This is a genomic window from Pseudomonas sp. PS02302 (genome assembly GCF_029959585.1).
Classification (GTDB): Bacteria; Pseudomonadota; Gammaproteobacteria; order Pseudomonadales; family Pseudomonadaceae; genus Chryseomonas; species Chryseomonas aestiva.
Genome location: NZ_JASCON010000011.1, coordinates 69,844 through 84,366 on the forward strand (window position 1 = coordinate 69,844; position 14,523 = coordinate 84,366).

The window sequence follows — 14,523 nt, forward strand, 5'->3', positions numbered from 1 at the left end:
TCCAATGGAATGTGCTTACATCAACAAGATGGAGCCTATTGCACGGTTTTTCAAGCCTACCTGCCCAAACGACGGCGCCTGGGCAGGTGGTCGAGGCGGGGTCAGGCGGGGATGTTGCGCTTCTCGAGGACCTTGTCGATCAGGCCGTAGGCAACGGCTTCGGGGCCACTCATGAAGTTGTCACGGTCGGTATCGCGGGCGATCACGTCCATGGGCTGACCGGTGTGATGCGCCAGCACCTTGTTCAGACGCTCGCGGATGGTCAGAATTTCACGGGCGTGAATTTCGATGTCCGACGCCTGACCCTGGAAACCGCCCAGGGGCTGGTGAATCATCATCCGCGAGTGCGGCAGGCAGAAGCGCTTCTCGGCGGCGCCACCAGCCAGCAGCAGGGCGCCCATGCTGCAGGCCTGGCCGATGCAGATCGTGGAAACGTCGGGCTTGATGAACTGCATGGTGTCGTAGATCGACATGCCAGCGGTCACCGAACCACCCGGGCTGTTGATATAGAGGTGGATGTCCTTGTCAGGATTCTCCGCTTCCAGGAACAGCAACTGGGCGACGACCAGGTTGGCCATGTAGTCCTCGACCTGACCCACCAGGAAGATGACCCGCTCCTTGAGCAGCCGGGAGTAGATGTCGTAGGCGCGCTCGCCCCGGGCGGATTGCTCCACCACCATGGGTACCAGACCGCCAGCGGCTTGAATATCGGGCATGGATTGCATGTATGAATTGCGGGACATGTCCTGCACTAGCTCCCTATCTGGATGACCTGTCAAAAACACATAAGCCAGCACGAGGCTGGCTTATGTGAACTAGCAACTGGAGGCAGATCAGGCTGCTTGCGGAGCCTCGGCCGGTTTGACCGCGTCCTCGTAGGAGACCTGCTTGTCGGTGACTTTTGCCTGCTTGAGGACAGTATCCACGACTTGTTCTTCCAGTACAACCGAACGCACTTCGTTCAGCTGCTGCTCGTTATGGTAGTACCACTTCACTACCTGCTCGGGCTCCTGATAGGCCGCAGCCATTTCCTCGATCAGCTCGCGAACGCGGGCGTCATCGGGCTTGAGCTCGAACTGCTTGACCATCTCGGCGATGATCAGACCCAGCAGCACGCGGCGCTTGGCCTGCTCGCTGAACAGCTCGGCCGGCAGTTGCTCGGGCTGGATGTTGCCACCGAACTGCTGGACGGCCTGTACACGCAGACGATCCACTTCGTTGCTGATCAGGGCAGCCGGGACGTCGATCTGGTTGGCGGCCAGCAGACCGTCCATGACCTGGTTCTTGACCTTGGTCTTGAGGGCCTGGCGCAGCTCGCGATCCATGTTCTTGCGCACTTCGGCGCGGAAACCTTCGACGGTGGTCTCTTCCACGCCGAACTGCTTGAAGAAGGCTTCGTTCAGTTCGGGCAGCTCGGGAGCGGCCACTTCCTTGACGGTGATCTTGAACTGGGCGGCCTTGCCGGCCAGATCCAGGTTCTGGTAGTCCTCGGGGAAGGTCAGGTCGAGCACACGCTCGTCACCCGCCTTGGCGCCGACCAGGCCGTCTTCGAAACCGGGGATCATGCGACCCGAGCCCAACACCAGCTTGGTGCCTTCGGCGGAACCACCGGCGAAGGCTTCGCCGTCCTGGGTACCGACGAAGTCCAGGGTGAGCTGGTCATCGTTGGCAGCAGCGCGGTCAACGGCTTCATAACGGGTGCCCTGCTTGCGCAGCACGTCGAGCATCTTGTCGATGTCGGCGTCTTCGACGCTTGCGTCCTGACGCTCGATCTCGATGCCGTCCAGGCCCTTGACTTCGAACTCGGGGAAAACTTCGAAGGTGGCAACGTATTCCAGGTCCTTGCCCTTTTCGAACACCTTGGGTTCGACGGCGGGTGCGCCGGCCGGGTTGAGCTTCTGCTCGACAACGGCTTCGTAGAAGGTTTCCTGAATGAGATCACCCAAGGCTTCCTGACGAGCCGAGGCTTCGTAGCGCTGGCGGATGACGCTCATGGGTACCTTGCCCGGGCGGAAACCGGGAACCTTGGCACGCCGTGCAGTCTGCTGCAGACGCTTGTTCACTTCGGTTTCAATACGCTCGGCCGGCACGCCAATGGTCATGCGACGCTCGAGAGCAGAGGTGTTTTCAACGGAAACTTGCATGGATATTCCTCGTGGCACAGAAACAGGCCGGCACTCCGACCCCCCAGAATCAAGGGCGACCATTCTAGAGACAGTCTCAGGGGAAGTCACCTGGCTTGATCCCGCGCCGCGCCCGGAGGCTCCCGCAGCGAGCCCGACCGAGCGGATCGAAAGCAACATTTTGTTGCCCGCCTTGAGTTGTACGACGTCGTATGTAGTGCTAAACCCTGAAGGGCAAGCTAACGAAAAGGCCGCCTCCGGCCCTATTCACAACAACAACAATCGTTAGGAGAACCGCCCTAATGGACCAATCTGGTTCCGTCGAGAAATCCATACCCGAGAGCAAGGAGCAGAGCTCCGGCCTGCGCCGCCTGGCGAAGCTGCTGGGCCCTGGCGTCATTGCGGTGCTGTCCTGGCTGGGCGCCGGGGACCTCATCACCTCCTCGGTGGCAGGGGCCAACTACGGCTACGCCATGATGTGGGTGCTGGCGGTGTCCCTGCTGCTGCGCTTTCTCATCGTCAACATCATCGCCCGCTTCCAGCTGTGCAATAACCGCGGCATGTCGATCCTCGAAGGCTATGCCCAGCTGCACCCGGTGTTCGCCTGGTTCATGCTCGGCTACGCGCTGATCATGGGGCACCTGACCAATGCCTACATGCTCAAGGGCGCCGGCGAAGCCCTGGCCACCCTGCTCCACCTCGACCAGCCGCTGCTCTGCTCGGTGGCGGTAGTGATCGCGGTCTGGCTGCTGGTGGGTCGCAACTTCTATGCGCTGATCGAAGGGGTGATGAAGGTGTTGCTGGCGGTCATGACCCTGGCCTTCATCACCCTGGCGGTGATGTCGGGGCCGGACCTGGGCGGCATCCTGCGCGGCACCATCGGCTTCAGCATCCCGGCGGACGAAGGCGTGCATGGCGCCCTGCTGGTGGCGGTTTCGGTCATAGGCGCCGTGGCCGGCTCCATCGCCAACTTCGTGCATCCCTATGTGATGAAGGAAAAGGGCTGGACCGGCCCGGAACACAAGCGCATGCAGCGCAACGACCTGCTCTTCGCGGTGGTGGTCGGCATCATCATCAATCTGGCCATCTGGGTGGTCGGGGTGGAGATCCTCAGACCCAATGGCCTGCAGGTGAATACCCTGAGCGACCTGGGCGCGGCCCTGGAGCTGTTCTTCGGCACCGGCGGCTGGCTGATCTTCTTCACCGGGGTCTTCGCCACCCTGTTCGCCAGCGTGGTGGGCAAGACCACGGCCTTCCCCATGCTGATCACCGATGCCCTGCAGCACATCCGTCCGGAACGCCGTGAACGCTATGGCAAGACCTTTCACAAGGACCCGGCGCACAGGTGGTTCCTGCTCTTCATCCTGGTGACGCCGCTGGTATGGTCGCTGCCGGGCATGCCCGACTTCGTGACCCTGACCATCGGCGTGAATGCCCTCAACATCGTCGGCCTGCCGGTGATCTCCCTGGGGCTGCTGATCATGTCCAACCAGAAGTCGCTGCTGGGCGACAAGTACCGCAACAACTGGTTCGAGAATCTGGCGCTGGGCTTCGCCACCCTGCTGGCGATCTGGGTCGCGATCCAGTTGGGCCTGCAGTTGCTCGGCTGAGCCGCCGTTTCGGGGCGGATCCGCCGCCCCCGCTTTCTTCAAGGAGTCTAGAGATGCCTGAACAGAACGAACGTCAATTGCTGCTGCAGGTGGGTCCGCTGCTGCCTGCCCTGCAGGACGCCCTCACTTCACGCCATGAGGTGCTGCGGCTCTGGGAAGCACCCGACCCGTCCGCCCTGCTCGCCGCGCGTGGTCAGGACGTGGTGGCTCTGGTCACCTCCGGGGTGCATGGCGCGACGCGCGAGCTGATGAGCGCCCTGCCTGGCCTGAAGGCGGTGTTCAGTTTCGGGGTGGGCTACGACAGCATCGACATCGCCGCCGCCCGGGATCTGGGCGTGGTCGTGAGCAATACCCCGGGCGTGCTGGACGACTGCGTCGCCGACACCGCCTTCGCCCTGCTGATCGATGTGGCGCGGGGCATCAGCGCCGCGGATCGCTTCGTGCGTCGCGGCGACTGGCAGCAGGGCAAGTTTCCGCTGACCTCGCGCCTGGCCGGCAAGACCTGCGGCATCGTCGGCCTGGGCAATATCGGCAAGAGCGTCGCCCGCCGGGTCGAGGCCTTCGGCATGGAGGTGGCCTACCACGGTCGCCAGCAGCAAGCGGACATCCCCTATCGCTATCACGCCGAGCTGGAAGACCTGGCCAAGGCAGCGGATTTCCTGGTCCTGTCGCTGCCCGGCGGACCGGCCACCGATGGACTGATCGATGCGCGAATCCTGGCCGCCCTGGGACCGCGTGGCTATCTCATCAACATCGCCCGCGGCAGCGTGGTGGATGAACCCGCCCTGGTGGCCGCCTTGCAGGCCGGCAGCCTGGGTGGCGCCGGCCTGGATGTCTTCGCCGAGGAGCCGGCGGTGCCCGCCGAGTTGCTGACACTGGACAACGTGGTCCTCACCCCGCACCTCGGCAGCGGTACCCACGAGACCCGCCAGGCCATGGCCGACCTGGTGCTGGCCAACGTGGAGCGCTATTTCGCCGAGGGTCGCCTGGTCACGCCGGTCTGACCGCAATCACCTGCCGGCCGGCATGCTACTCGATGGCCGGCAGGGTCTTGCCGCGGATGCGTCGGGCCAGGGAGTCGTAGATCTCGCGGCAGCCTTCGGCCCAGAAGCGATCGGGATCGTCCTGGGGTTCGAGGGTGACGGAGAACTCGCCATCGCGCTCTTTCAGCACGAAATGGTCGTTGGTATAGAAGAGGGACAGGCCGATGGCGAAGGTCTGGGGAGTGCCGGCGAGGTCATCGATGATCACCGTGAGGTCATAGCGGGCATAGACCTCCAGTTCGCGCACGATATTGCCATCGACGCGCTTTTCCAGGCCCAGGCCGGCATCCACCTGATCGGCCGGGGTGAGCCCCAGGTAGCGGGTGAAGCAGTCCGGCAATTCATGCAGGCGGCGCTCCAGTCCCTGCCAATAGGCTTCTTCCCGCTCGGCCGCCTTGCTCAGCGCCTGACTCAATGCCTGATATCGTTCCATTGCCGTTCCCATCTGTTCACTGGAGGCCGTCGACGGACGACCGACAGCTCTGAGACCCCAGCCGGGTCCCGGGGTGCCGCAGCGATTGGCGACGGGCTTCAGGATGCCGGCCAGCCCAGCACCGGGGCGCGGGTTTCACCGAGCAGGAAGCCCCGATTGGCGTCGGTGCAGGCGCGCAGATAGTCGGTCACCAGGGTGATGCGTCGCAGGCGGCGCAGGTCTTCGCGGTAATAGAGCCAGAATTGCCGGGTGATCTGGATCTGCTCCGGCAACAGCGCCACCAGCCGCGGATCGGGCTCGGCGACGAAGCACGGCAGGATGGCCAGGGCGTGCCCGCACAGGGCCGCCTGGTACTGGGCGATCACGCTGGTACTGCGCAGGCCGCTGCTGGCCTCGGGCAGGATCCGCTCCAGATAGAGCAGTTCAGGGCTGAAGGCGAGATCGTCGACATAGGTGATGAATCTGTGGCGCTGCAGGTCCGCCAGCTGCGTGACGGGCGGATGGCTGGCCAGGTAGTCGGCGGTGGCATAGAGCCGCAGGCGGTAGTCGCACAGCTTGCGGCAGACATAGGGCCCGCGCTCGGGGCGCTCCAGGGTGATGGCGATGTCGGCTTCGCGACGCGACAGGTTGACGAAGTGCGGCACCGGCAGCACCTCCAGGGTGATGCCGGGATAACGATCCTGGAAGAAACTCAGCTGGGGCGCGACGAAGTAGCTGCCGAAGCCTTCGGTGGCGCCGATGCGCACCTGGCCGGACGGCGCCAGTCGGGTGTCGGAGATCTGCTCGCAGGCGGTCTGCAGGGTGCTTTCCAGGGTTTCCGCGTGCACCAGCAGGCGCTGTCCCTCCATGGTGAGGCTGAAACCGGTGCTGCGCGACTTCTCGAACAGCAGCGCTCCCAGCGCCTTTTCCAGGGCGGCGATCCGCCGCGAGACGGTGGTGTAGTCCACCCCCAGCCGCCGGGCCGCGGCGCTGGCCTTCTGGGTGCGCGCCACTTCGAGGAAGAATCTGAGATCGTCCCAGTCGAGACGTCCCGCCGGGTTATTGGATTTCTGCATATCGGTCGGGCGTTTTTGTCGGAAGCCAGGGGACTTTTGCCGGAACTATACTGCTTACCAGGTCGCGTCACGAGCGGTGACGGCGCGAATCTCTGCCAGCCAACAACAATAAAGAGCAGACCACCATGACCCACCCGCACGCCCCATCCCGGCGCCAGGCCGGACGCTGCCCTTCCTTCCCGCCCCTGCCGGCCGCGGGGGATCGCCCATGACCGCCGGCGACGCCTTCCGTGAAGCACGCGACTTCCTGCTGCGCCATCGCACCGACTACGCCACGGCCGTCCGCGATTTCCGCTGGCCGGAGCTGGAACACTTCAACTGGGCGCTGGACCATTTCGATCGCCTGGCCGAGGAGCATAGCGGTCCGGCGCTGTGGCGGCTGGATGCCGAAGGCCGGGAGGAGCGCTACAGCTTCGCCGAGCTGCGCCAGGCGTCGAATCGCACCGCCAATTTCCTGCGTGCCCGGGGTGTTCGTCGCGGCGAACGCATCCTGGTGATGCTGGGCAATGAGGTGGCGCTGTGGGAGACGCTGCTCGGCGCCTTCAAGCTGGGCGCCGTGGTGGTGCCCGCCACCACCCTGCTCAGCGATGCGGATCTGCAGGATCGCGTGCAGCGCGGGCGTATCGCCCACCTGGTGGTGGGCAGCGCCCATACGGAGCGCTGCGCCAGTCTGGATCCCGACCTTACCCGTATCTGCGTCGGGGCGTCGGTGGCCGGCTGGCAGCCCTATGCGCCGGGCGCCTGTGCCAGCGATTTCCTGCCGGACGGCCCTACCCTCGCGACGGATCCGCTGCTGCTCTATTTCACCTCGGGGACCACCTCGCGGCCCAAGTTGGTTTTGCACAGCCACAGCAGCTATCCAGTCGGGCACCTGTCCACGCTCTACTGGATCGGTCTGCAACCCGGCGATGTGCACCTCAACATCTCCTCCCCCGGCTGGGCCAAGCATGCCTGGAGTTGCGTCTTCGCGCCCTGGAACGCCGGTGCCTGCGTGTTCATCCATGACGTGCCGCGCTTCAAGCCCCAGGCGCTGCTGGAGGTGCTCGCGCACTATCCGGTCACCAGCCTCTGCGCGCCGCCCACGGTATGGCGGATGCTGATCCAGGAGGACCTCGCCGCCTATCGCGATCGACTCGACCTGCGCGAGCTGGTCGGCGCGGGCGAGCCGCTCAATCCCGAGATCATCGACAGCCTGCAGGCGGCCTGGGGGCTGACCCTGAGAGACGGCTTCGGCCAGTCGGAAACCACCGCGCTGGTGGGCAACACCCCCGGACAGTCGCTCAAGCCGGGCTCCATGGGTCGTCCGCTGCCCGGGTGCCACGTCGACTTGCTGGATGCCGATGGCCGACCGGGCGACGACGGCGAGGTGGCCCTGTCCCTGCAACCGCGGCCGGCCGGGCTGATGCTGGGCTACGAAGACAGTCCGGAAAAGACCGCCGAGGTGATGCGCGACGGTCACTACCGCACCGGCGATACCGCGGTGCGCGACGCCGATGGCTACATCACCTTCGTTGGCCGCGCCGATGACGTCTTCAAGTCGGCGGACTACCGCATCAGCCCCTTCGAACTGGAGAGCGCCCTGATCGAGCATCCGGCGGTGATGGAGGTGGCGGTGGTACCGAGCCCCGATCCCCTGCGCCTCAATGTACCCAAGGCCTTCGTCATCCTCGCCGCCGACCAGGCGCCTTCGCCCGCGCTCGCGCGGGAGCTGCTCGGTTTCGCCCGTGGCTGCCTGTCGCCCTACAAGCGGGTGCGGCGCCTGCAATTCGTCAGCGAACTGCCCAAGACCCTGTCCGGCAAGATCCGCCGCATCGAATTGCGCCTCGGCGAGGCCCAGCGCCGCGCCAGCGGCACCCCCGATGTCCACGACTACGCCGAAGAAGACTTCGCCGCTCAACCTGCCCCGGCCACCCCGGCCACCGCTCAGGAATCCCTGTCATGACCCAGACCGCCATCAAAGACGTGCCGCTGCTGATCGACGGCCAATTCGTCGCCTCCACCAGCCGCGAAGGCCGCGAGGTAATCAATCCGGCGACCCAGGAAGTGCTGGCGCGGGTACCCTTCGCCACCGCCGAGGAGGTGCAGCGCGCCGTGGCCAGTGCCAAGGCGGCCTTCGCCACCTGGCGCAAGACGCCCATCGGCGCGCGGGCGCGCATCTTCCTGCGCTACCAGCAGCTGATCCGCGAGCACATGAGCGAATTGGCCGCCTTGCTCACCGCCGAACAGGGCAAGACCCTGGCCGATGCCGAGGGCGATGTCTTCCGTGGCCTGGAGGTGGTGGAGCACGCCGCGGCCATCGGCAATCTGCAGCTGGGCGAGCTGGCCAACAACGTCGCCAGCGGAGTGGACACCTATACCCTGCTGCAACCCCTGGGCGTCTGCGCCGGCATCACCCCCTTCAACTTCCCGGCGATGATTCCGCTGTGGATGTTTCCCATGGCCATCGCCTGCGGCAACACCTTCGTCCTCAAGCCTTCGGAGCAGGATCCGCTGGTGACCATGCGCCTGGCCGAGCTGGCGCTGGAAGCCGGGGTGCCGCCCGGGGTGCTCAACGTGGTCCATGGCGGACCGGCGGTGGTGGACGCCCTCTGCGATCACACGGACATCAAGGCGCTGTCCTTTGTCGGCTCGACCCGTGTCGGCACCCACGTCTATCGCCGCGCCAGCGAAGCCGGCAAACGCGTGCAGTGCATGATGGGCGCCAAGAACCATGCGGTGGTGATGCCCGACGCGCCCCGCGAGCAGACCCTGGCCAATCTGGTGGGCGCCGCCTTCGGGGCGGCGGGTCAGCGCTGCATGGCGGTCTCGGTGGTGGTGCTGGTGGGCGAGGCCAACAGCTGGGTGCCGGACCTGGTGACCAAGGCGCGCAGCCTCAAGGTGGGTGCGGGTCACGAGCACGGCACCGACGTCGGCCCGCTGATCTCCTGCCAGGCCCTGGATCGGGTCAGCGGCCTGATCGAGCGCGGGCTGAGCGAGGGCGCGACCCTGGAGCTGGACGGCCGCAACATCCAGGTCGAGCGCTACGAGAAGGGCAACTTCGTCGGCCCGACGCTGTTTTCCGGGGTGACCACCGACATGACCCTGTACCGCGAAGAACTGTTCGGACCGGTGCTCTGCGTGATGCACGCCGCCACCCTCGACGAGGCCATCGCCCTGATCAACGCCAACCCCAACGGCAACGGCGTTGCCCTCTTCACGCGCTCCGGCGCCGCGGCGCGGCGCTTCCAGGAAGACATCGACGTCGGCCAGGTCGGCATCAACGTGCCCATCCCGGTACCGGTACCGCTGTTCTCCTTCAGCGGCTCGCGCGCCTCCAAGCTGGGTGACCTGGGGCCCTATGGCAAGCAGGCGGTGCTCTTCTATACCCAGACCAAGACCATCACCACGCGCTGGCCCGACGAGCAGGACGTCGGCAGCGCCGGGGTCGTCAACACCACCATCACCCTCAAGTAAGGGAGACGCCAGCATGCATCTTGGATTTCTGGGACTGGGCAACATGGGCGCGCCCATGGCCCGCAACCTGCTCAAGGCCGGTCATCAGCTGACCGTCTTCGACCTCTCCACCGCCGCGCTGGAAGCGCTGCGCGCCGAAGGGGCCGAGGTTGCCGCCTCGCCTACCGCCGTGGCGGAAAGTGGCGCGGAAGTGATCATCACCATGCTGCCCGCGGCCGCCCATGTAAAGACGGTCTATCTCGGTGACGACGGGCTGATCGCCCGGGCCCGCCCGGGCACCCTGCTGATCGATTCCTCCACCATCGATCCGCTCAGCGCCCGGGCGGTGGCCAGCGCCGCCGCCGAGCGCGGCCTGGAAGTGCTGGACGCCCCGGTCTCCGGCGGCACCGGCGGCGCCGCGGCCGGCACCCTCACCTTCATGGTCGGCGGCAGCGAGGCGGGCTTCCAGCGTGCCCAGCCGCTGCTGGCCGCCATGGGTCGCAACCTGGTGCACTGCGGCGCCAGTGGCAACGGCCAGGTGGCCAAGGTCGCCAACAATCTGCTGCTGGGCATCTCCATGATCGGGGTGGCCGAGGCCATGGCCCTGGGTACCCGCCTGGGCATGGACGCCAAGACCCTGGCCGGGGTGATCAATACCAGCAGCGGGCGCTGCTGGAGTTCGGAGGTCAACAACCCCTATCCGGACGTGCTGCCCCAGGCGCCGGCCTCGCGCGGCTACCAGGGCGGCTTCGCCGCCGAGCTCATGCTCAAGGACCTGGGCCTGGCCACCGAGGCGGCGCGTGCCGTGCGCCAGCCGGTGATCCTTGGAGCGGTCGCGCAGCAGCTCTATCAGAGATTCAGCCGCGCGGGTGGCGGCAGCCTGGATTTCTCGGCCATCATCCAGGACTACCTGGACGAGGACGGTGCATGAGCGACGCCAAGGTGCTGTTGGAAAGACGCGGCGGGGTCGGCTATCTGACCCTTGATCGCCCGACCGGGCTCAATGCCCTGGATCTGCAGATGGTGCGCGCCCTGCACGGGGCGCTGCGCGACTGGGAGCAGGACCCGGCCGTGCGGGTGATCGTGCTGCGCGGCAACGGACCCAAGGCCTTCTGCGCCGGTGGCGACGTCCGGGCGCTGTACGACAGCTACCAGCGCGGCGACGACCTGCACCTGAGCTTCTTCACCGAGGAATACGCCCTCGACCTGGCGCTGCACCGCTATCCCAAGCCCATCCTGGCGCTGGCCCATGGGCTGGTGCTGGGCGGCGGCATGGGCCTGGTGCAGGCGGCGCGGCTGCGGATCGTCAGCGAGCGCACCCGGATGGCCATGCCGGAAACCGCCATCGGCTATTTCCCCGACGTCGGCGCCAGTCACTTCCTGCCACGCCTGCCCGACCAGCTGGGTCTCTATCTGGGCCTGACCGGGGTGCAGATCGGCCCGGCCGACGCCCTGGCCGCCGGCCTGGCCGATGTCTTCATTCCAGAAGCGGCGAACGACGACCTGCTCCGGCGCCTGGAGGCGGCCACCGCCCAGGGCCCGACCGATCTGGCCGCGCTGCTGCAGGAGTTCGCCGCGGCGCCGGCCGACGTCGCGCGCCTGACCGAGCTGCGCCCGGCCATCGCCGAGCACTTCGCGGCGGCCACCGTCGAAGAGTTGCGCAGCGGCCTGCAGGCGGAGCAGCGCCCTGCCTATCGCGACTGGGCGCAGGAAACTCTTGCCACCCTGGACGCTCGTTCACCGCTGGCGGTCGCCACCGCCCTGGAGCTGTTGCGCCAGGGCGGTGGGCTGTCCCTGGAGCAGTGCTTCGCCCTGGAGCTGCACCTGGATCGCCGCTGGTTCGAGAAGGGCGAGATCATCGAAGGGGTGCGCGCCATGCTGGTGGACAAGGACCGCACGCCACATTGGAATCCGGCCCGCTGGCAGGATCTGGACCCCCGTCGCGTCGCGGCCTTTTTCTCCGACTTTCGCCATTCCTGAGGGAGGCTCCATGCACGACATCGAACTCACCGAAGAACAACGCATGATCCGCGACCTGGCACGCGACTTCGCCCGCCGCGAGGTCGCGCCCCACGCCCGCGCCTGGGAAAAGGCCGAGTGGATCGACGACGCCGTGGTCGCCCAGCTGGGTGAGCTGGGCCTGCTAGGCATGGTGGTGCCCGAGCAATGGGGCGGCACCTACCTGGATTACGTCGCCTATGCCCTGGCCGTGGAAGAGATCTCCGCCGGCGACGGCAGCCTTGGCGCCCTGATGAGCATCCACAGCTCGGTGGGCTGCGGCCCGCTGCTGCGCTACGGCAACGCCGCGCAGCAGGATCACTGGCTGCCCGACCTGGCCGCCGGCAAGGTCATCGGCTGCTTCTGCCTGACCGAACCCCAGGCCGGCTCCGAGGCGCATAACCTGCGCACCCGCGCGGTACTCGACGGCGACAGCTGGGTGCTCAATGGCAGCAAGCAATTCGTCAGCAACGGGCGCCGCGCGGGCCTGGCCATCGTTTTCGCGGTGACCGATCCGGAACTGGGCAAGAAGGGCCTGTCGGCCTTTCTGGTACCCACCGACACCCCCGGCTTTCGCGTCGAGCGCACCGAGCACAAGATGGGCCTGCGCGCCTCCGACACCTGCGCGGTCACCCTGGACAACTGCCGCATCCCGGCGGCCAACCTGCTGGGCGAACGCGGCAAGGGCCTGGCCATCGCGCTCTCCAATCTGGAGGGCGGTCGCATCGGCATCGCTGCCCAGGCTCTGGGCATCGCCCGCGCGGCCTTCGAGGCGGCGCTGGGCTATGCCCGCGAGCGCATCCAGTTCGACAAGGCCATCATCCAGCACCAGAGCATCGCCAACATGCTGGCCGACATGCATACCCGCCTGAACGCCGCGCGACTGCTGATCCTGCACGCCGCGCGGCTGCGCACGGCTGGCCAGCCGTGCCTGAGCGAAGCCTCCCAGGCCAAGCTGTTCGCCACCGAGACGGGCGAATGGGTGTGCTCCAAGGCCATCCAGATCCATGGCGGCTATGGTTACCTGGAGGACTATCCGGTGGAGCAGTACTACCGCGATATCCGCATCACCCAGATCTACGAAGGCTCCAGTGAAATCCAGCGCCTGCTGATCACCCGGGAACTCGATCGCTACGAAATGTGAGGGCGTACGGGATGACGGCCGTGACCTGTCCAGCAAAAGCCGAAGATGACATCCAGGCGTCATCTGGACAGTGTCGGGCGGGTGCTACGCTCCGGACAGGGATCGTGTCTGGTCCCGGTCTTGCCAAGGAATACCGTTATGGCCTCCCTGCTCGCCTGCATCGATGGATCCCCCCACGCCGAAAGCGTCTGCGACCACACCGCCTGGTTGTCGCGACGCCTGGATGCGCCCGTCACCCTGCTGCATGTGCAGGAGTCGGCCAGTAGCGGCAAGAAGGTCGCCAATGGCGCGCCGGTCTATCTGGACGACGATGTCGGTGCCGGCATGGCCAAGGCGCTGCTGCTCAATGCCCGCCAGCGCCTCCTCCAGCAGGGCCTGACCTCGGCACCGCAGATCCTGCGCCGCCCCGAGGGACTGGTGGATACGCTCAAGACCCTCGAAGGGGATACCCGCCTGCTGGTGATTGGCAAGCGCGGCGAGCGCTCCGGGGACAGCGGCATCGGCAGCCAGCTGGAAGCCGTGGTACGCGCCGTGCACCGGCCGATCCTGATCTGCTCGGGCCCCTTCAAGCCGCCGCGCCAGTTCACCATCGCCTATGACGGCCGGGAAGCCACCCACCAGGGCATCCTGGCGCTGGCGCGCAGTCCGCTGCTGACCGGCATGAGCGGCACCCTGCTGCGGGTCGGCGAAGACGATCCGATCCTGCGCAAGCGCCTGGAAGACCTGGCGCTGCTGCTGCGCAGCGCCGGGTGCCGGGTCGACACCACCGTCGCCCATGGCGACGTGGAGCGCATCGTCCCCCGCCACCTCGACGAACGCCGGGCCGACCTGCTGATCATGGGTGCCTACAGCCACTCCTCGGTCTGGCGCTTCCTGCGCGGCAGTCGCACCACCCAGCTGCTGCACAAGACCGAAGTGCCTATGCTGCTGCTGCGCTGATCCTGGTTGCTACAAGGCACAGTCCATCCGTCCGGGACGCGCTTCGTCGGCCAGCCGACCTCCGCGCTCAAGCCCGTCCGAAAGTCGCCGAAGCAACTCTCATAGAGCCCCGCCCTCCGCCGGGCTCCCCGGCGCGTCGGTAGGTCCCATGAGCACCCATGTCATCCATTTCACCGGTCCCATCAATTCCACCAGTTGCGGCCAGCTGATCGCCCAGTGCTCCCAGGCGGTCCAGCAGGATGCCTCGCGGATTCTGCTGAAGATCGCCACCATGGGCGGCGATTGCAGCTACGGCTTCACGATGTACAACTTCCTGCTGTCCCTGCCGCTGCCGGTGCATACCCACAACCTGGGCACGGTCGAATCCATGGGCAACATCCTCTTCCTGGCCGGCGAACACCGCACCGCCAGTCGCCACAGCAAGTTCCTCTACCATTCCTTCTACTGGAACCTGAACAACTCGGTGGACCATGCGCGCATGGCGGAATACGCCATGTGCCTGGACTACGACCTGGACCTCTACGCCGGCATCGTCGCCGAGCGTACGGCCGGTGCCGCCGAAGCCCTGGACATCTACAGCTGCCTCAAGGCCAACGCCCGGCTGCTGAGTCCGGAAGCGGCCCTGACCACCGGGGTGATCCATGCGGTGGACGAGTGCCGAGTGCAGCCGGACGAGGTCACCACCTTCATCCACCTTTAAGCGGGCAATAAAAAACCCGGTGGCCCACGGCCACCGGGTTTTTTAT

General features: G+C 66.3%; 13 protein-coding genes. 9 read left to right on the forward strand and 4 right to left on the reverse strand.

The genetic code is table 11. The features are described 5' to 3' along the window. Positions 1 to 101: 101 nt before the first annotated feature. Positions 102 to 743 (reverse strand): ATP-dependent Clp endopeptidase proteolytic subunit ClpP, encoded by a 642-nt coding sequence (clpP, locus tag QMX82_RS06090; protein WP_007162222.1) that lies wholly within the window; start codon positions 741 to 743, stop codon positions 102 to 104. 90 nt (positions 744 to 833) lie between these two features. Next, the gene (gene tig / locus QMX82_RS06095; RefSeq protein WP_282281532.1) at positions 834 to 2,144 is read right to left on the reverse strand and encodes a trigger factor; all 1,311 of its coding nucleotides are present in this window, start codon (positions 2,142 to 2,144) and stop codon (positions 834 to 836) included. Between the two features lie 281 nt (positions 2,145 to 2,425). On the opposite strand from tig, the gene QMX82_RS06100 reads away from it, so the two are divergent. Beyond that, the gene (locus QMX82_RS06100; protein ID WP_133859304.1) at positions 2,426 to 3,733 is read left to right on the forward strand and encodes an Nramp family divalent metal transporter; all 1,308 of its coding nucleotides are present in this window, start codon (positions 2,426 to 2,428) and stop codon (positions 3,731 to 3,733) included. 53 nt (positions 3,734 to 3,786) lie between these two features. Then, entirely contained in the window at positions 3,787 to 4,737 is a 951-nt protein-coding gene (locus QMX82_RS06105; RefSeq protein WP_208694853.1) for a 2-hydroxyacid dehydrogenase, read from the forward strand. Positions 4,738 to 4,762: 25 nt separating this feature from the next. Here QMX82_RS06105 and QMX82_RS06110 read toward each other — a convergent pair whose 3' ends face one another. Together QMX82_RS06110 and QMX82_RS06115 are read right to left on the reverse strand one after the other, a co-directional pair. Further along, positions 4,763 to 5,209: a hypothetical protein gene (locus QMX82_RS06110; protein ID WP_208694852.1), complete on the reverse strand. Its 447-nt coding sequence runs from the start codon at positions 5,207 to 5,209 to the stop codon at positions 4,763 to 4,765. 98 nt (positions 5,210 to 5,307) lie between these two features. After that, positions 5,308 to 6,264 (reverse strand): LysR family transcriptional regulator, encoded by a 957-nt coding sequence (locus QMX82_RS06115; RefSeq protein ID WP_187979071.1) that lies wholly within the window; start codon positions 6,262 to 6,264, stop codon positions 5,308 to 5,310. A 208-nt stretch (positions 6,265 to 6,472) separates the two neighbouring features. On the opposite strand from QMX82_RS06115, the gene QMX82_RS06120 reads away from it, so the two are divergent. From QMX82_RS06120 to QMX82_RS06150, 7 genes are all read left to right on the forward strand, one after another. Next, a complete protein-coding gene (locus QMX82_RS06120) occupies positions 6,473 to 8,206 on the forward strand; it encodes an AMP-binding protein (protein ID WP_282281533.1) in 1,734 nt (577 codons plus the stop codon). Then, on the forward strand, positions 8,203 to 9,717 hold the full coding sequence (locus tag QMX82_RS06125) for a CoA-acylating methylmalonate-semialdehyde dehydrogenase (protein WP_282281534.1): 1,515 nt from the start codon (positions 8,203 to 8,205) through the stop codon (positions 9,715 to 9,717). Before QMX82_RS06120 ends, QMX82_RS06125 begins: the two co-directional genes overlap by 4 nt. A 13-nt stretch (positions 9,718 to 9,730) precedes the next feature. Continuing rightward, positions 9,731 to 10,627 (forward strand): 3-hydroxyisobutyrate dehydrogenase, encoded by an 897-nt coding sequence (gene mmsB, locus QMX82_RS06130; protein ID WP_282281535.1) that lies wholly within the window; start codon positions 9,731 to 9,733, stop codon positions 10,625 to 10,627. Continuing rightward, positions 10,624 to 11,676: an enoyl-CoA hydratase/isomerase family protein gene (locus QMX82_RS06135; protein WP_282281536.1), complete on the forward strand. Its 1,053-nt coding sequence runs from the start codon at positions 10,624 to 10,626 to the stop codon at positions 11,674 to 11,676. The genes mmsB and QMX82_RS06135 overlap by 4 nt, the downstream gene beginning before the upstream one ends. A gap of 10 nt (positions 11,677 to 11,686) precedes the next feature. Then, entirely contained in the window at positions 11,687 to 12,838 is a 1,152-nt protein-coding gene (locus tag QMX82_RS06140; protein WP_282281537.1) for an acyl-CoA dehydrogenase family protein, read from the forward strand. 138 nt (positions 12,839 to 12,976) lie between these two features. Further along, a complete protein-coding gene (locus QMX82_RS06145; RefSeq protein ID WP_133859312.1) occupies positions 12,977 to 13,777 on the forward strand; it encodes a universal stress protein in 801 nt (266 codons plus the stop codon). Between the two features lie 148 nt (positions 13,778 to 13,925). Then, positions 13,926 to 14,477, forward strand: coding sequence for an ATP-dependent Clp protease proteolytic subunit (locus QMX82_RS06150; RefSeq protein ID WP_133859313.1), 552 nt, complete (start codon positions 13,926 to 13,928; stop codon positions 14,475 to 14,477). The last annotated feature ends 46 nt before the right edge of the window (positions 14,478 to 14,523 follow it).

What these genes read in the sequence shown, in the direction of transcription:
- QMX82_RS06105 (WP_208694853.1), top strand. Translation starts at nt 3,787, where the DNA reads ATGCCTGAACAGAACGAACGTCAATTGCTGCTGCAGGTGGGTCCGCTG.
- QMX82_RS06150 (WP_133859313.1), top strand. Translation starts at nt 13,926, where the DNA reads ATGAGCACCCATGTCATCCATTTCACCGGTCCCATCAATTCCACCAGT.
- QMX82_RS06120 (WP_282281533.1), top strand. Translation starts at nt 6,473, where the DNA reads ATGACCGCCGGCGACGCCTTCCGTGAAGCACGCGACTTCCTGCTGCGC.
- clpP (WP_007162222.1), bottom strand. Translation starts at nt 743, where the DNA reads ATGTCCCGCAATTCATACATGCAATCCATGCCCGATATTCAAGCCGCT.
- QMX82_RS06145 (WP_133859312.1), top strand. Translation starts at nt 12,977, where the DNA reads ATGGCCTCCCTGCTCGCCTGCATCGATGGATCCCCCCACGCCGAAAGC.
- QMX82_RS06135 (WP_282281536.1), top strand. Translation starts at nt 10,624, where the DNA reads ATGAGCGACGCCAAGGTGCTGTTGGAAAGACGCGGCGGGGTCGGCTAT.
- QMX82_RS06110 (WP_208694852.1), bottom strand. Translation starts at nt 5,209, where the DNA reads ATGGAACGATATCAGGCATTGAGTCAGGCGCTGAGCAAGGCGGCCGAG.
- mmsB (WP_282281535.1), top strand. Translation starts at nt 9,731, where the DNA reads ATGCATCTTGGATTTCTGGGACTGGGCAACATGGGCGCGCCCATGGCC.
- QMX82_RS06125 (WP_282281534.1), top strand. Translation starts at nt 8,203, where the DNA reads ATGACCCAGACCGCCATCAAAGACGTGCCGCTGCTGATCGACGGCCAA.
- QMX82_RS06100 (WP_133859304.1), top strand. Translation starts at nt 2,426, where the DNA reads ATGGACCAATCTGGTTCCGTCGAGAAATCCATACCCGAGAGCAAGGAG.
- tig (WP_282281532.1), bottom strand. Translation starts at nt 2,144, where the DNA reads ATGCAAGTTTCCGTTGAAAACACCTCTGCTCTCGAGCGTCGCATGACC.
- QMX82_RS06140 (WP_282281537.1), top strand. Translation starts at nt 11,687, where the DNA reads ATGCACGACATCGAACTCACCGAAGAACAACGCATGATCCGCGACCTG.
- QMX82_RS06115 (WP_187979071.1), bottom strand. Translation starts at nt 6,264, where the DNA reads ATGCAGAAATCCAATAACCCGGCGGGACGTCTCGACTGGGACGATCTC.